General features: G+C 68.5%; 14 protein-coding genes and 1 pseudogene. 5 read left to right on the top strand and 10 right to left on the bottom strand.

The features are described from left to right. Positions 1–11: 11 nt before the first annotated feature. The 9 genes and pseudogenes from J2Y58_RS01190 to fabG form a co-directional block, all read right to left on the bottom strand. Positions 12–677 carry a GntR family transcriptional regulator gene (locus J2Y58_RS01190; protein ID WP_310097489.1) on the bottom strand — a complete coding sequence of 222 codons (666 nt, stop codon included), beginning with the start codon at positions 675–677 and terminating at the stop codon, positions 12–14. A gap of 76 nt (positions 678–753) precedes the next feature. Then, positions 754–1,998, bottom strand: a complete 1,245-nt coding sequence (locus tag J2Y58_RS01185) for an FAD-dependent oxidoreductase (protein WP_310097486.1) — start codon at positions 1,996–1,998, stop codon at positions 754–756. Then, positions 1,995–3,411: pseudogene (locus tag J2Y58_RS01180) on the bottom strand (amino acid permease). Before J2Y58_RS01180 ends, J2Y58_RS01185 begins: the two are co-directional and overlap by 4 nt. Positions 3,412–3,547: 136 nt before the next feature. After that, positions 3,548–4,543: a 4-hydroxyproline epimerase gene (locus tag J2Y58_RS01175; protein ID WP_310097483.1), complete on the bottom strand. Its 996-nt coding sequence runs from the start codon at positions 4,541–4,543 to the stop codon at positions 3,548–3,550. Next, entirely contained in the window at positions 4,543–5,460 is a 918-nt protein-coding gene (locus J2Y58_RS01170) for a dihydrodipicolinate synthase family protein (protein WP_405053057.1), read from the bottom strand. The genes J2Y58_RS01175 and J2Y58_RS01170 overlap by 1 nt, the downstream gene beginning before the upstream one ends. A gap of 98 nt (positions 5,461–5,558) precedes the next feature. After that, entirely contained in the window at positions 5,559–6,527 is a 969-nt protein-coding gene (gene mltG / locus J2Y58_RS01165; protein WP_310097476.1) for an endolytic transglycosylase MltG, read from the bottom strand. Positions 6,528–6,534: 7 nt separating this feature from the next. Then, on the bottom strand, positions 6,535–7,791 hold the full coding sequence (gene fabF, locus J2Y58_RS01160) for a beta-ketoacyl-ACP synthase II (RefSeq protein WP_310097474.1): 1,257 nt from the start codon (positions 7,789–7,791) through the stop codon (positions 6,535–6,537). Between the two features lie 165 nt (positions 7,792–7,956). Beyond that, the gene (locus J2Y58_RS01155) at positions 7,957–8,193 is read right to left on the bottom strand and encodes an acyl carrier protein (protein ID WP_028056834.1); all 237 of its coding nucleotides are present in this window, start codon (positions 8,191–8,193) and stop codon (positions 7,957–7,959) included. A 121-nt stretch (positions 8,194–8,314) separates the two neighbouring features. Then, positions 8,315–9,058, bottom strand: coding sequence for a 3-oxoacyl-[acyl-carrier-protein] reductase (fabG, locus tag J2Y58_RS01150; protein WP_310097470.1), 744 nt, complete (start codon positions 9,056–9,058; stop codon positions 8,315–8,317). A 206-nt stretch (positions 9,059–9,264) separates the two neighbouring features. Between fabG and J2Y58_RS01145 the strand changes: the two genes are divergently transcribed. Then, on the top strand, positions 9,265–10,017 hold the full coding sequence (locus J2Y58_RS01145) for an FkbM family methyltransferase (protein WP_310097466.1): 753 nt from the start codon (positions 9,265–9,267) through the stop codon (positions 10,015–10,017). 67 nt (positions 10,018–10,084) lie between these two features. Here J2Y58_RS01145 and fabD read toward each other — a convergent pair whose 3' ends face one another. Continuing rightward, positions 10,085–11,044: an ACP S-malonyltransferase gene (gene fabD, locus J2Y58_RS01140; RefSeq protein WP_310097463.1), complete on the bottom strand. Its 960-nt coding sequence runs from the start codon at positions 11,042–11,044 to the stop codon at positions 10,085–10,087. Between the two features lie 311 nt (positions 11,045–11,355). Between fabD and rpsF the strand changes: the two genes are divergently transcribed. The 4 genes from rpsF to J2Y58_RS01120 all read left to right on the top strand — a co-directional run bounded on the left by rpsF (position 11,356) and on the right by J2Y58_RS01120 (position 13,198). Continuing rightward, a complete protein-coding gene (gene rpsF / locus J2Y58_RS01135) occupies positions 11,356–11,784 on the top strand; it encodes a 30S ribosomal protein S6 (protein ID WP_310097459.1) in 429 nt (142 codons plus the stop codon). Beyond that, positions 11,784–12,008 carry a 30S ribosomal protein S18 gene (gene rpsR, locus J2Y58_RS01130; RefSeq protein WP_007403456.1) on the top strand — a complete coding sequence of 75 codons (225 nt, stop codon included), beginning with the start codon at positions 11,784–11,786 and terminating at the stop codon, positions 12,006–12,008. Before rpsF ends, rpsR begins: the two co-directional genes overlap by 1 nt. 12 nt (positions 12,009–12,020) lie before the next feature. Next, positions 12,021–12,614: a 50S ribosomal protein L9 gene (gene rplI / locus J2Y58_RS01125; RefSeq protein ID WP_310097408.1), complete on the top strand. Its 594-nt coding sequence runs from the start codon at positions 12,021–12,023 to the stop codon at positions 12,612–12,614. A 119-nt stretch (positions 12,615–12,733) separates the two neighbouring features. Continuing rightward, the gene (locus tag J2Y58_RS01120) at positions 12,734–13,198 is read left to right on the top strand and encodes a hypothetical protein (RefSeq protein ID WP_310097405.1); all 465 of its coding nucleotides are present in this window, start codon (positions 12,734–12,736) and stop codon (positions 13,196–13,198) included. Positions 13,199–13,225: the final 27 nt, after the last annotated feature.

The raw sequence follows: 13,225 nt of genomic DNA, 5'->3' as shown, positions 1-13,225 counted from the left end.
CCGGCACGCGTTCAACCGGCGGCGCGGTCCAGCATCTCGAACTCACGCCGCAGGTCGAGCACGGTCTGCTCGATATGCGCGTGCATCCGCTCGCGCACCCCGGCGGTGTCGCGCGCCAGCCAGCGGTCGAGCAGTTCGGCATGCTCGTCGTTGGCGCGCTGGTCGCGCCCCAGCGGCTCCAGATGCTTGCGCACGTAGCGTTCGCCCAGCACGTGCAGCCGCTCCAGCATCGTCGTCGTGATCGGCTGGTGCGACGGCCGCAGCAACGCGAGATGGAACGCGCGGTTGAACGCTCCCACGCCGTCGCCATGCGCGTGCGTCACTTCGTCGAGCTGCGCCAGCGTCCGCACCGCCACCGCGCGCTCCTCCTCCGACGCACGCCCCGCCGCCTGCGCGGCGATTTCCGGCTCCAGCTTCAGCCGCAACGCATAGACCTCCTCCGCCTCCGCGATCGTCAGCTCGCGCACGAAATAGCCGCGGTTGGCGCGCGAGCGCACCAGCCCTTCCTGCTCCAGCCGCGTCAGCGCCTCGCGCAGCGGGATCTTGCTGACACCCAGTTCGGCGGCCAGCGCATCCTGCCGGATCGCGCGGTCGCCTTCGACCTGCCCGGCCAGGATGCGCTCGCGCACCAGGTCGACGAGCTGTTCGGAAAGATTGCGGACGATGATGCCGGTCATGGAAGAAGCCTCATCCGGCGGGTGCGTACCGGAGCAAGCCACTTAGCGCCTGCACAAACCGTGACGCAACTGTCGCTTATCCGAAGCGGGACAGATCGAGGGGCGCCAGGTCGAACGCCGGCGCTTCGCCATGCAGCAGCGCCGCCAGCGCCTCGCCACTGGTCGCCGACAGCGTCAGCCCCAGGTGCTGGTGCCCGAACGCATAGGCCACCGCGCCGCGCCGCCCGATCGCGGGCAGGTAGTCGGGCAGCGTCGGCCGCGCCCCCATCCACGGCTCGACCGGTGCGCGCAGGCTCAGCCCGAGCGCGGCGACATGCGCGCGCAGCCGCGCCCATTTCGCCGGATCGGCCGGGGTGTCGATGCGCGCGAACTCGACGATGCTGGCGGCGCGCAGCCGGTCGGCGAAGCGGGTGACGATCATGGACCGGTCCTCGAACACCACCGGCGGCAGGTCGGCGGGCCAGTCGCCGGGCGCGCCCTCGACATGATAGCCGCGCTCGGCGATCAGCGGCGCGCGCAATCCGAGCGGCGCGACCAGCCGTGCCGATGCCGCCCCCGCCGCCACCACCGCGACATCGGCGTCGAGCGTCGCCCCGTCATCGAGTGTGACGTGCGCACGCCCGCTCCGCTCCGAAATCGTCCGCACACGGCCGTGCCGCAGCGCCCCGCCACCGGCCACGAAGCGCGCGAGCAGCGCCTCACCCAGTGCGCCGGTATCGACGATCTGTCCGCTGCCCTCGAACCGGATCGCGCCCGCGATCGGCACGGTCGTGATCGTCGCCAATGTCGCCAGTTCGTCCGCCGTGGCGTCGCGCACCGTCGCGGTGCCGGTATCCGCCGCCATCCACGCCGCGCGCCCGCGCGCCGCGTTCTCCGGCGTCTCCCACACCACGAAATGTCCGTCGACGCGCAGCAGGTGCGCCGCGCCCGCCTCTGCCAGCACGCGCCGCCACGCCGGAACCGCGGTAGCCAGCATCGCCGACAGCACCGCCTTCCCGCGCCGGAACCGCGCCGGGCCGGCTGAACGCACCATCCGCAGCGAAAACGGCAGCCACGCCGCGATCGCGCGCGGCGGCAGCGCCAGCGCCCCGCCGCGGGAGAACAGCCGCTTGGGCACGCTGCGCAGGGTCGCCAGCGAGGCGAGCGGCTCGACCTGCTCGACCGCGATATGCCCGGCATTGCCCCACGACGCGCCGCGCCACGGCGCGTCGGGGGCGACGATCGTCACCGCCGTCCCGCGCCGCTGCAACGCCAGCGCGACGCCCAGCCCGACGACGCCGTTACCGATGACGATCGCGCTGCCAAGCACGGGATCGGTCACGCGCGCGCCCGCACCAGGCTGCGCGCGCGGCCATAAGCCAGATAGAAGACCACCCCGGCGACGTTCCACAGGGCGAACCGCACCAATGTGTGCGTCGGCAGGCTGACCAGCAGATAGACGCAACCGAGGATCGCGAGCGTGCCGACGACGAACGGTGCCGGGCAGCGGAAGACGCGCTTCAGCTCCGGTGCCGTCCTGCGCAGCACCATCATGCACGCCGCCACCGCGATGAACGCCAGCAGCGTGCCCGCATTGGCCAGTTCGGCGATCTCGTCGAGGCGAAAGAAGCCCGCCACCGCCGCGACGAACACGCCCGTCACCATCGTCACCAGCGCGGGCGATCCGGTCCGCGCCGACACGCGGCTCAAGCTGCGCGGCAGCAGCCCGTCGCGCGACATGACGAAGAAGATGCGGCTCTGTCCGTACATCATGACCAGGATTACCGACGGCAGCGCGATCAGCGCCGCCAGCCCGATCGCCCATGCCGCGAACGGATGCTGGAGCGTGCGCAGGACGTAGGCGAGCGGCTCGGCCGAACGCCCGAGGTCGACATAGCTGACCGCCCCCAATCGCCGCGACCGCGACGCCCATATAGATGGCGGTGCACGCCGCCATCGACCCGACGATCCCGATCGTCAGGTCGCGGCCCGGGTTGCGCGCCTCCTCCGCCGAGGTCGCGACCGCATCGAAGCCGTAGAAGGCGAAGAACACGATCGCCGCCGCCGCCATCACCCCGCGCGTCGCGCCGCCCTCGACATGGCTGCCGAACCCATAAGGCATGAACGGCTCGAAATTGCTTCCCGAGAACGCCGGCAGCGCGAAGACGACGAACACCGCCAGTGCGACCATCTTGATCGCGACCAGCACGATGTTGAAGGTCGCGCTCTCTTTCGTGCCGGCGACCAGCATGCCTGCGATCCCCAGCGCGACCAGCACCGCCGGCAGGTTCACGATGCCGCCGGCATGCGGCCCCGACAGCAGGATCGCGGGCATATTTACGCCCACGCTCTGCAACCAACCGACCAGATACGCGGACCAGCCGACCGCCACCGTCGAACAGGCCAGCGAATATTCGAGGATCAGGCTCCACCCGACGATCCAGGCGATGCTCTCGCCGATCACCGAATAGGTATAGGTGTAGGCGCTGCCCGCCGTCGGGATCAGCGTCGCCATCTCGGCATAGGCCAATGCCGCACACGCACAAACCGCTCCCGCAATCGCGAACGACAGGATCACCGCCGGTCCCGCGCGATCCGCCCCGACACCGGTCAGGGTGTAGATGCCGGTCCCGACGATCGCCCCGATTCCCAGGGCGATCAGATGCGGCCAGCTGAGCGTCTTGCGCAGCTTGCGGTCCGGCTCCGCGTCCGTCGCGTCCAAGGGCTTCAGCGGCCCCAATAATCCTCGTGCCATGCGCCCCTCCCCGTTTGTCGTTTATTCCACCAGCGTCATCCCCGCGCAGGCGGGGATCCAGAACCGCTGACCTGCCGGCCCTTGCGAGGACCAGCGCGTCTGGATTCCCGCCGCCGCGGCAATGACGGAGAGCGCCTCACACCACCGTGAACCCCGCGAAGAACGGATCCTCGCGATCGATCCAGATCGTGTTGAACCCGGTCGCGACCGCCGAGCCTTCGATCGACGGCACGATCGCCGCCTGATCGCCGATCGTCGTCTCCGCCTCGACCCGCCCGACGAAGCGGCTGCCGATATAGCTTTCGTGGACGAAGCGATCCCCGACCCCCAGCCGCCCGGTCGCGTGCAGATGCGCCAGCCGCGCCGAGGTGCCGGTGCCGCACGGGCTGCGGTCGATCGCACGCTCGCCGTAGAACACGGCATTGCGCCCGTCCGCGCCCTCTCCCTTCGGCGTGTCGGCCCACAGCACGTGGCTGACCCCGCGGATCGTCGGCTCCAGCGGGTGCACCGGCTCGTAGACCGCACGCACCAGCTCGCGGATCGTCCGGCTGAGCTCCACGATCCGCGCCGCGCCCAGATCGTCGAGCCCCGTGTAGGCGCCCTGCGGCTCGACGATCGCGTAATAATTGCCGCCATAGGCGACATCGATCGACAGCGGACCGAAACCGGGCACCTCGATCGTCAACCCCTGCCGGGCCAGATAGGCGGGCACGTTGCGGATCTTCACCGAGCGGACCCGGTTGCCCTCCGCGACATAGTCGATGTCGATCACGCCCGCGGGCACCTCGACGCGCAGCCGTCCGGGCTCGCGCGGGGTGATCAGGCCGTTCTCCAGCCCGAAGGTGATCATCCCGATCGTGCCGTGGCCGCACATCGGGAGGCAGCCGGACGTCTCGATGAACAGGATCGCCGCATCCGCATCGCCGCACGGCGGGTACAGGAACCCGCCCGACATCATGTCGTGCCCACGCGGTTCGAAGCACAATCCGGTGCGGATCCAGTCGAAGCGCGCGAGGAAGTCCTGCCGCCGCTCCGCCATACTGGCGCCGCGCAGCAGCGGCGCCCCCCCGGCCACCAGACGAACCGGATTGCCCGCCGTATGGCCGTCGATGCAGAAGAAGGTGTGACGCATCAGGCGGCCACGGTGGAGAGCGGCGCCTCCTTGAGCACCGGCCGCGTCGCGGCGCACTTCTCGACCATCGCGATCACCTCGGCACGGCGCGCACCTTCCAGCGGCAGGCGCGGCAGGCGCACGCGCTCCGACCCGCGACCCATGATCTCCTCGGCCAGCTTGATCGACTGCACCAGGTCATGCTCGGCATCCAGATGCAGCAAGGGCATGAACCAGCGATAGATGCGCCGCGCCTCTTCCCAGTCGCCGCGATCCACCGCGGCGATCAGCGCGACCGATTCCTGCGGGAACGCACTGGTCAATCCCGACACCCAGCCGCTCGCGCCCAGCAGCATGCCCTCCAGCGCGACATCGTCCAGCCCGGCCATCACGATATAGCGATCGCCGAAGCGGTTGATGACGTCGGTGAAGCGGCGCGGATCGGGCGCGCTTTCCTTGACCGCGACGATGTTTTTGACCGGCTCCAGCAGCTCGAGCGTGTTGAAATCGACCGACACGCGGTACGCTGGCGGGTTGTTGTAGAGCATGATCGGCAGCGCGGTCGCTTCCGCGACGGTGCGGAAATGCGTCGCGAGCTCGTTCGGCGTCGGCACATAGACCATCGCCGGCAACAGCATCAGCGCATCGACGCCGATCGCCTCGACCTCTGTCGCGAACGCCGCCGCGCGCCGCGTGGTGAACTCCGACACGCCGCACACCAGCGGCACGCGCCCGCCGACCGCCTCGACCCCCGCGCGCAGCACCGCGTGCTTTTCGTCGACGTCCAGCGAGTTGTTCTCACCGCAGGTGCCGAGCAGGATCAGCCCGTCGACGCCGTCCTCGACCAGCGCGACCAACCCGCGTTGCGTCGCATCGATATCGACCGAACCGTCCGCCGCGAACTGCGTCGTCGCTGCGGGATAGACGCCCGTCCACATGCTCGAACCAGAAACCACATCGTCCTCCATGACCATGAGGTTCGTATACGATATAAGATGCTTACTGCCAACCATAATCGGCAGGTCGTCGGATGACGCTACATTTCCCCGCGTGCGCGGCGGATCGCGTACCACTTCTTCACGTTCGCGTTATGCTCGGCCAGCGTGTTCGCGAAGACGTGCCCGCCGGTCCCGTCCGCCACGAAGTACAGCGCCTTGCTCTGCGCGGGCTTCAGCACCGCGTCGATCGACAACCGCCCCGGATTGGCGATCGGTCCACGCGGCAACCCGGCCTCCGCATAGGTATTGTAGCCGTTCTTCGCGCGCAGTTCCGACTGGCGGATCCGTCGTCCCAGCGGACGGCCCCTCGTGATCGGATAGATCACGGTCGGATCGGCCTGGAGCGGCATCCCGAGCCGCAGCCGATTGCCATAGACCGCCGCCACCGTCCGCCGCTCGGCCGGCTTGCCGGTTTCCTTCTCGACGATCGAGGCGAGGGTGATCGCCTCGGCGGGCGTCTTCACCACGGCCGCCGGCGAGCGCGTCTTCCACGCCGCGGCCAGATACGTCTTCATCGCCGCCTGCATCCGCGCGAGCACCGCCGCGCGCGACTCGCCGCGCTCGAACGCATAGCCGTCGGGCAGCACCGATCCTTCGGCGGGCGTCGCCACGGCGCCGGTCAGCGTCTCTGCCTTCATCAGCGCGTCGCGCACCATCACCGACGGCAATCCTTCCGGGATCACCACCAGCCGCTGGACCGCCTTGCCGCCCTGCAGGATCGCCAGCACCTGCGACGCGCTGGCATGTTCGGGGAAGGCATATTCGCCCGCCTTGATCGGCGCGCCCGAGCCGAACACGCGCGCCTGCAAGCGGAAGCGGCCGGCGGAGGCAATGACCCCCGCCTTCTCCAGCGTCCGCGCGGCGGCGGCGAGGCTCGACCCCTCGGCGATCTCGACGTTCGCCGCCCTGGGCAGCGGCCCCGCGCCCTTCCAGCCGTAACCGACCCAGACGCCGGCCGCGATCAGCAGCAGGCCGGCGACAAGGGCGAAGCAGCCGAGCCTGCGCATGGAACGGTCAGACCGCCTTCATCACCAGCGACGCATTGGTCCCGCCGAACCCGAAGCTGTTGTTCAGCACCGCGCGCACCGGCCGCTTCTTGGCGACCAGCGGCACCAGGTCGACGCCTTCGGTGCCTTCGTCGGGATCGTGCAGGTTCAGTGTCGGCGGTACGATCTGGTCGCGCAGCGCCAGGATACAGAAGATGCTCTCGACCGCGCCCGCGCCGCCCAGCAGATGGCCGATCGCCGATTTCGTGCTCGACATCGACGCGCCCGACAGGTCGTCGCCGAACACGCGCTTGGCCGCCGCCAGCTCGATCGTGTCCGCCATCGTCGAGGTGCCGTGCGCGTTGATATAGTCGATGTCGGACGGCTGCATCCCCGCCTTGCGCAGCGCCATGCGCATCGCCAGTTCCGCGCCCTTGCCCTCGGGATGCGGCGCGGTGACGTGATAGGCATCGCCCGACAGGCCGTAGCCGACGACCTCGGCATAGATCGTCGCGCCGCGCGCCTTGGCGTGTTCGTATTCCTCCAGCACGATCACGCCCGCGCCCTCGCCCATGACGAAACCGTCGCGGTTCTTGTCATACGGGCGGCTGGCTTCGGTCGGCCGGTCGTTCATGCTGGTGTTCAGCGCGCGCGCCTGTGCGAAGCCGGCGACGCCCAGCGGGTTGACCGTGCTCTCCGCACCGCCGGCCAGCATAATGTCGGCATCGTCGTCGCGGATCATCCGCGCGGCGTCGCCGATAGAATGCGCGCCGGTCGAGCAGGCGGTGACAACCGCATGGTTCGGCCCCATCAACCCGTATTTAATCGATACCTGGCCCGAAATCAGGTTGATCAGGCGCCCGTGGACGAAATGCGGGCTGACCCGGCCCGGCCCGCGCTCGTGCAGGTTGACCGATTCGATCTCGATCCCCGGCAGCCCGCCGATCCCCGATCCGATCGACACGCCGGCGCGCATCCGCGTCGCCTCGTCCATCTCGGTCAGCCCGGCATCCTCCAGCGCCTGTCCCGCGGCGTCGATGCCGTAGACGATGAAGGGATCGACCTGCCGCTGGATCTTGTGATCGACCCGGCGATCCGGATCGAAGCCGTATTCGTGATCCTTGGGCTTCACCTCGCACGCGATCGTGCACTTCTGCCCCGTGGTGTCGAAGCGCGTGATCGGCCCGGCGCCCGATGTGCCGGCGATCAGATTGGCCCAGACGGTTTCCACGTCCGCACCCAGCGGGGTGACGAGGCCGAGACCAGTGACGACGACGCGACGCATAGGCTTCCCTTCATTACCGCGCCGCACGACCTCTCCCACGTGCGGACGGTTCATCAAAAATGAAACGGCTCCCCATCCTCTAGCGAAGGACGGGGAGCCGCTCAAATTCCGTCGACTGCCGGGACGTCCGCCGGTTCACCCGGCCCGCCGCCCCGACACAGGGGCTCAGCCCTTGTGCTCGTCGATGTAGGTGATCGCGTCCTTGACGGTCGAGATCTTCTCGGCGGCATCGTCCGGGATCTCGACGCCGAACTCTTCCTCGAACGCCATCACCAGCTCGACGATGTCGAGGCTGTCCGCGCCCAGATCGTCGATGAAGCTGGCGTCCTCGGTCACCTTGTCGGCCTCGACGCCGAGATGCTCGACGACGATCTTCTTCACGCGGTCGGCGGTCTCGCTCATAACTTTCCCTCTTTCGATTTGGGGGGTAGATTTCCAATTCCTGAACGCAGGTAGAGCCGGTCGGCCCGCCTGACAAGTCCGTGCGTGTGTCTCGGCACACGCATGGCTCAGGCGCCACGCCTTAAACCATCGCCATGCCCCCGTTGACGTGGATGGTCTGCCCGGTGACGTAACCCGCCTCCTTGGACGCCAGATAGACGACTGCCGCGGCGATGTCATCGCCCGTCCCCAGATCGCCCGCCGGGATGCGCGACGTCAGCTGCGCCTTCTGCGCCTCGGGCAGCACGTCGGTCATCGCCGAACGGATGAAGCCCGGCGCGACGCAATTGACGGTGATGTTGCGGCTGGCCAATTCCTGCGCCAGCGCCTTGGACATGCCGACCAGCCCGGCCTTGGACGCGGCATAATTCGCCTGCCCCGGATTGCCGGTCTGCCCGACCACCGAGGTGATCGAAATCACCCGGCCGAAGCGCTGCTTCATCATCGGCTTGGCCGCCGCGCGGATCAGGCGGAACGCGGCCTCCAGGTTGACGCGGATCACCTGATCCCATTCGTCGTCCTTCATCCGCATCGCCAAGTTGTCGCGCGTGACCCCGGCGTTGTTGACCAGGATGTCGATCCGTCCGCCCAGCGCCGACACCGCCTGCGGCACCAGCGCGTCGACCGCGGCGGCATCCGACAGGTCGCACGGGACCGCGACATGGCCGTCTCCGCCCAGCCCGGCCAGAAACGCCTCCAGCTTGGCGACGTTCGACCCCGACACCGCCAGCCGCGCGCCCTGCGCCGCCAGCCCCGTCGCGATCGCCGACCCGATCCCCCCGGATGCGCCGGTGACCAGCGCGGTCATGCCTGTAAGGTCGAACATTCTCTACTCCGAAACTGCTGCGGTCGTCACAATCGTCGTGAACCGGTCGCCTGCGCTGTAACCGCAGCCGCGGCATCGTGCAAAACCGTCGTCGCGGGCGGCTTGGCGACCACCGGAATGGGGAGCTGCGCTGTAGCCGGGGCGGGCGAACCGTGCAAAACTTCCGTTGCGGCGGGCTTCAGCCACCGCGAAATGGGGGGCCATTCATGAAGCAGAGCATCGTCCGTCACCTGGATGGAGCGACGACGCGCGTCCACCGCGCCCTGTCGCCGCGCGCGCGGCGGCTCTGGGCCGATCTGGTCGCGCGTTCTGCGGAGGAAGTGACCTACGGCCGGCTAATCGAGCGCGGCTTTCGCCCGGACGGCATCATCGACGTCGGCGCGTTCGACGGCGACTGGACGCGCATGACGCAGCGGCTGTTCGGCCCTACCCCGGCCTTGATGGTGGAGGCGCAGGAGGGCAAGCGCCAAGTCCTGGAGCTGTTGACGCGCGAAAAGCCGCACGTCCGGCTGGCGCTGTCCCCCTTGTCCGGAAAGAGCGGCGAGCGGATCACCTTCTTCGAGATGGGCACGGGATCGTCGTTCATGGCAGAAGCCAGCAACGCGCCGCGAACCGAGCGGCGACTGACCACCCGCACGTTGGACGAAGTGGCGGCGGAGGCGCTGCCCGACGCGCGCGAGCTGTTCCTGAAAATCGACGTGCAGGGCGCGGAACTGCATGTGCTGGATGGGGGAGCGGCCACGCTGGAGCGCTGCGCCGCCGTGCAGCTCGAAACCGCGCTGCTCCAGTACAATCAAGGCGCGCCGCTGCTGCCGGTGGTGACGAACTACATGGCCGAACGCGGGTTTCTGCCGTTCGAAGTGTCGGGGTTCAGCCGTCCGCGCGACGTGCTGGTGCAGATCGACCTGCTGTTCGCGCGGCCGGGCACGATGCTCCGGCCGGACCGGTTCGTGTTCTGAACGGGCGCTCGCAAGGCGCGCCTTGGGCTGCGCCTTCGCGACGACCGGGTTTGGGACGGGCGCTGCGTTACAGCCGCTTCAACACCGCCTCGACATCGTCCATCGAAACGACGCTCACCGTCTCCACGTCCGGCGCGATGCGCTTCACCATCGGCGCCAGCACCTTGCCGCCGAACTCGACGAACTCGGTCACGCCCGCGTCCACCATCGCCAGCACCGATTCGCGCCACCGCACGCGCCCGGTCACCTGCTCGACCAGCAACCGCCGGATCGCGCCCGGATCGGCGACCGCCGCCGCATCGACGTTCGCGAACACCGGTACCAGCGGCGCGCGCAGGTCCGCCTCGGCCAGCGCGCCCTCCATCACCCGCGCGGCATCCTCCATCAGCGGGCAGTGGAACGGCGCCGATACCGGCAGCAGCACGGCGCGCTTCGCCCCCATCTCCTTGGCGAGCGCCACCGCGCGCTCTACTGCGAGGCGGTGCCCGGAGATCACGACCTGCGACGGGTCGTTGTCGTTGGCGACCGTGCAGACCGATGTCTCGCCGGTTTCGGTCAGGATCGAATCGACCGCCGCGCCCGCGATTGCCTGCGCCTTCTCGACGTCCGCGCCCAGCAGCGCCGCCATCGCGCCCTCGCCAACCGGCACCGCCGCCTGCATCGCGCGCCCGCGCGTCTTCAGCAGTCGTGCGGTCGTCCCCAGGTCCAGCGCCTCCGCCGCGCACAAGGCGCTATATTCGCCCAGCGAATGCCCCGCGACGTAATCGGCCTTTTCCGCCAGCCGCACGTTGCCCTCGCGCGTCAGCACGCGCAGCGTCGCGATCGCGTTCGCCATGATCGCAGGCTGCGCATTCTCGGTCAGCGTCAGCTCGTCCGCCGGGCCTTCCGCCATCAGCCGGCGCAGATTCTGCCCCAGCGCCTCGTCGACCTCCCCGAACACCTCGCGCGCGACCGCCGAGGCGTCGGCCAGCGCCGCCCCCATGCCGACCGCCTGGCTGCCCTGACCCGGAAAGATGAACGCGCGCATGTGGATCTCCGTCTGAAGGCCGCGCTGCTAGGCCCCGGGCGCCGTTCCGGTCAACCATACTGGCGATTCGCGCCGGTTTGTGGCATTAGGATACGCGGGATGGCGAACGTTGAATCCAACGCGCTATCGTCTCAACTTTCGCAACATTCGCAGCCCAACATTCGGTTGCGCCGCCTGCCGAACTCGGCCATAGCGCGGCAGCGTCGGGCGGAAGGGAATCACCCTTGCCGCCCGTTGCCGTTGGAACGACAGCCGGAGGGGCGTTGCGCATGGGGCGTACGTCAGCGATCGGCCAACATGAAGGTACATGCATGGCTCTGTACGAGCATGTGTTCCTTGCGCGCCAGGATCTGGCACAGGCGCAGGTGGACACGCTGGCGGAAACCGCCACCAAGATCGTCGAGGAACGTGGCGGCAAGGTCGTCAAGACCGAGACCTGGGGCCTGCGCAGCCTCGCCTATCGCATCGCGAAGAACCGCAAGGCGCATTACGTGATGCTCGAGATCGACGCGCCGGGCGACACCGTCGCCGAGCTGGAGCGTCAGACCAGCATCAACGAGGACGTGATCCGCTACATGACCGTCCGCGTCGACGAGCATGAGAACGGCCCGACCGTGATGATGCGCAAGCAGGAGCGCGACCGCGAGCGCCGCAGCGACCGTGAAGGCGGCCGCGAGGGTGGCCGTGGCGAGCGTGGTGATCGCGGCCCGCGTCGCGATCGTGAAGAGGAGGCCGCATAATGGCGCGTCCGTTTTTCCGTCGTCGCAAGTCGTGCCCGTTCAGCGCCAAGGATGCGCCCCGGATCGACTATAAGGACGTTCGTCTGCTCCAGGGCTTCGTGTCCGAGCGTGGCAAGATCGTCCCGTCGCGCATCACCTCGGTGAGCGCCAAGAAGCAGCGCGAGCTGGCGCAGGCGATCAAGCGCGCCCGCCACCTGGGCCTGCTGCCCTACGTCGTGAAGTAAGGAGAAGAGCAGATGGACGTCATTCTGCTTGAGCGCGTCGAGAAGCTCGGCGGCATCGGCGACGTGGTGAAGGTGAAGGACGGGTTCGCCCGCAACTTCCTGCTGCCGCGCAAGAAGGCGCTGCGCGCCAACGAAGCCAACCGCAAGGTGTTCGAGGCGAACCGCGCCCGCATCGAGAGCGAGAACGCCAACCGTCGCGGCGAGGCCGAAAAGGAAGCGGGCTCGTTCAAGGACGCGCAGATCACGCTGATCCGCCAGTCGTCGAACACCGGCCAGCTGTACGGCTCGGTCGCGGTCCGCGATCTGGTCGAGGCGCTGCAGGCCGACGGTCACAAGGTGACCAAGAGCCAGATCGTGCTCGACCGTCCGATCAAGTCGATCGGCCTGTACGACGTGAAGGTGCAACTGCACCCGGAAGTCGCGGTGAACGTCAAGGTCAACGTCGCACGCTCGCCCGAAGAGGCCGAGATGCAGACGCAGGGCGTCGACGTCATGGCGCAGGTCTTCGAGGAAGGCCGCGATCAGGGCGGCTTCACCGAGGACTACGATCCGAATGCCGAGCCGGGCGCGACCGCCGAGGCGCAGTCGGACGACGCGCAGGGCTGACCCCGCGCGCCGCTTCGCCGGTGATAAAGAGAAAGGCCCGTCCGGATAGCTCCGGGCGGGCCTTTCCTTTTTGCGTCGTCGCTTCGGGGGGGGGGGCGCGACGACGCTCGGGGGGACGGATGGCTCAGGGGACCGCGAACACCGCGCCGATTACGGCAGCCAACGGCATCAGCGCCAGTGCAAGGGGCATGAACTGTTTCAGCATGGCGACCTTCGATGCCATTGTGATGAATGGCGTCACAATCGCTGCGATGCGGGAAAGGTTTCGCGACGCTGAACATTTTCGCTGCGTTCGGTCGCGTGGCGGATGCGACGAACCGCGGGTGCGTCATGGAACACCCTCATATGACGCAGGTTCTTTGACCATGCCGGTTTCGATCGTGGACGGCATCATCGTACAGCGTATGGGAACTAGGTTCGTGCAGGCGAGGGAGCGGGAGCGTCAGGAACGACTGGCGATGATGGGCAAGGCCCTGCGCAGCAGCGTGCGAGTCCCGACCGACACCTACATCACCGGCGACATCCCGACCTTGCTCACCCGCCTGGGCCAGGTGCCAGCGGTGCCGGAGACGAAGCGCTCCTAGCGCGTACAACCGGCGATGCGCCCTGCC

Source organism: Sphingomonas sp. BE138 (assembly GCF_031456125.1).
In the GTDB taxonomy this organism is placed as follows: domain Bacteria; phylum Pseudomonadota; class Alphaproteobacteria; order Sphingomonadales; family Sphingomonadaceae; genus Sphingomonas.
This window is presented reverse-complemented; position numbering and strand designations above follow the sequence as displayed.

What these genes read in the sequence shown, in the direction of transcription:
- rplI (WP_310097408.1), top strand. Translation starts at nt 12,021, where the DNA reads ATGGACGTCATTCTGCTTGAGCGCGTCGAGAAGCTCGGCGGCATCGGC.
- mltG (WP_310097476.1), bottom strand. Translation starts at nt 6,527, where the DNA reads ATGCGCAGGCTCGGCTGCTTCGCCCTTGTCGCCGGCCTGCTGCTGATC.
- J2Y58_RS01190 (WP_310097489.1), bottom strand. Translation starts at nt 677, where the DNA reads ATGACCGGCATCATCGTCCGCAATCTTTCCGAACAGCTCGTCGACCTG.
- fabD (WP_310097463.1), bottom strand. Translation starts at nt 11,044, where the DNA reads ATGCGCGCGTTCATCTTTCCGGGTCAGGGCAGCCAGGCGGTCGGCATG.
- J2Y58_RS01120 (WP_310097405.1), top strand. Translation starts at nt 12,734, where the DNA reads ATGGCTCAGGGGACCGCGAACACCGCGCCGATTACGGCAGCCAACGGC.
- fabG (WP_310097470.1), bottom strand. Translation starts at nt 9,058, where the DNA reads ATGTTCGACCTTACAGGCATGACCGCGCTGGTCACCGGCGCATCCGGG.
- J2Y58_RS01155 (WP_028056834.1), bottom strand. Translation starts at nt 8,193, where the DNA reads ATGAGCGAGACCGCCGACCGCGTGAAGAAGATCGTCGTCGAGCATCTC.
- J2Y58_RS01175 (WP_310097483.1), bottom strand. Translation starts at nt 4,543, where the DNA reads ATGCGTCACACCTTCTTCTGCATCGACGGCCATACGGCGGGCAATCCG.
- rpsF (WP_310097459.1), top strand. Translation starts at nt 11,356, where the DNA reads ATGGCTCTGTACGAGCATGTGTTCCTTGCGCGCCAGGATCTGGCACAG.
- fabF (WP_310097474.1), bottom strand. Translation starts at nt 7,791, where the DNA reads ATGCGTCGCGTCGTCGTCACTGGTCTCGGCCTCGTCACCCCGCTGGGT.
- J2Y58_RS01145 (WP_310097466.1), top strand. Translation starts at nt 9,265, where the DNA reads ATGAAGCAGAGCATCGTCCGTCACCTGGATGGAGCGACGACGCGCGTC.
- J2Y58_RS01170 (WP_405053057.1), bottom strand. Translation starts at nt 5,460, where the DNA reads ATGTGGACGGGCGTCTATCCCGCAGCGACGACGCAGTTCGCGGCGGAC.
- rpsR (WP_007403456.1), top strand. Translation starts at nt 11,784, where the DNA reads ATGGCGCGTCCGTTTTTCCGTCGTCGCAAGTCGTGCCCGTTCAGCGCC.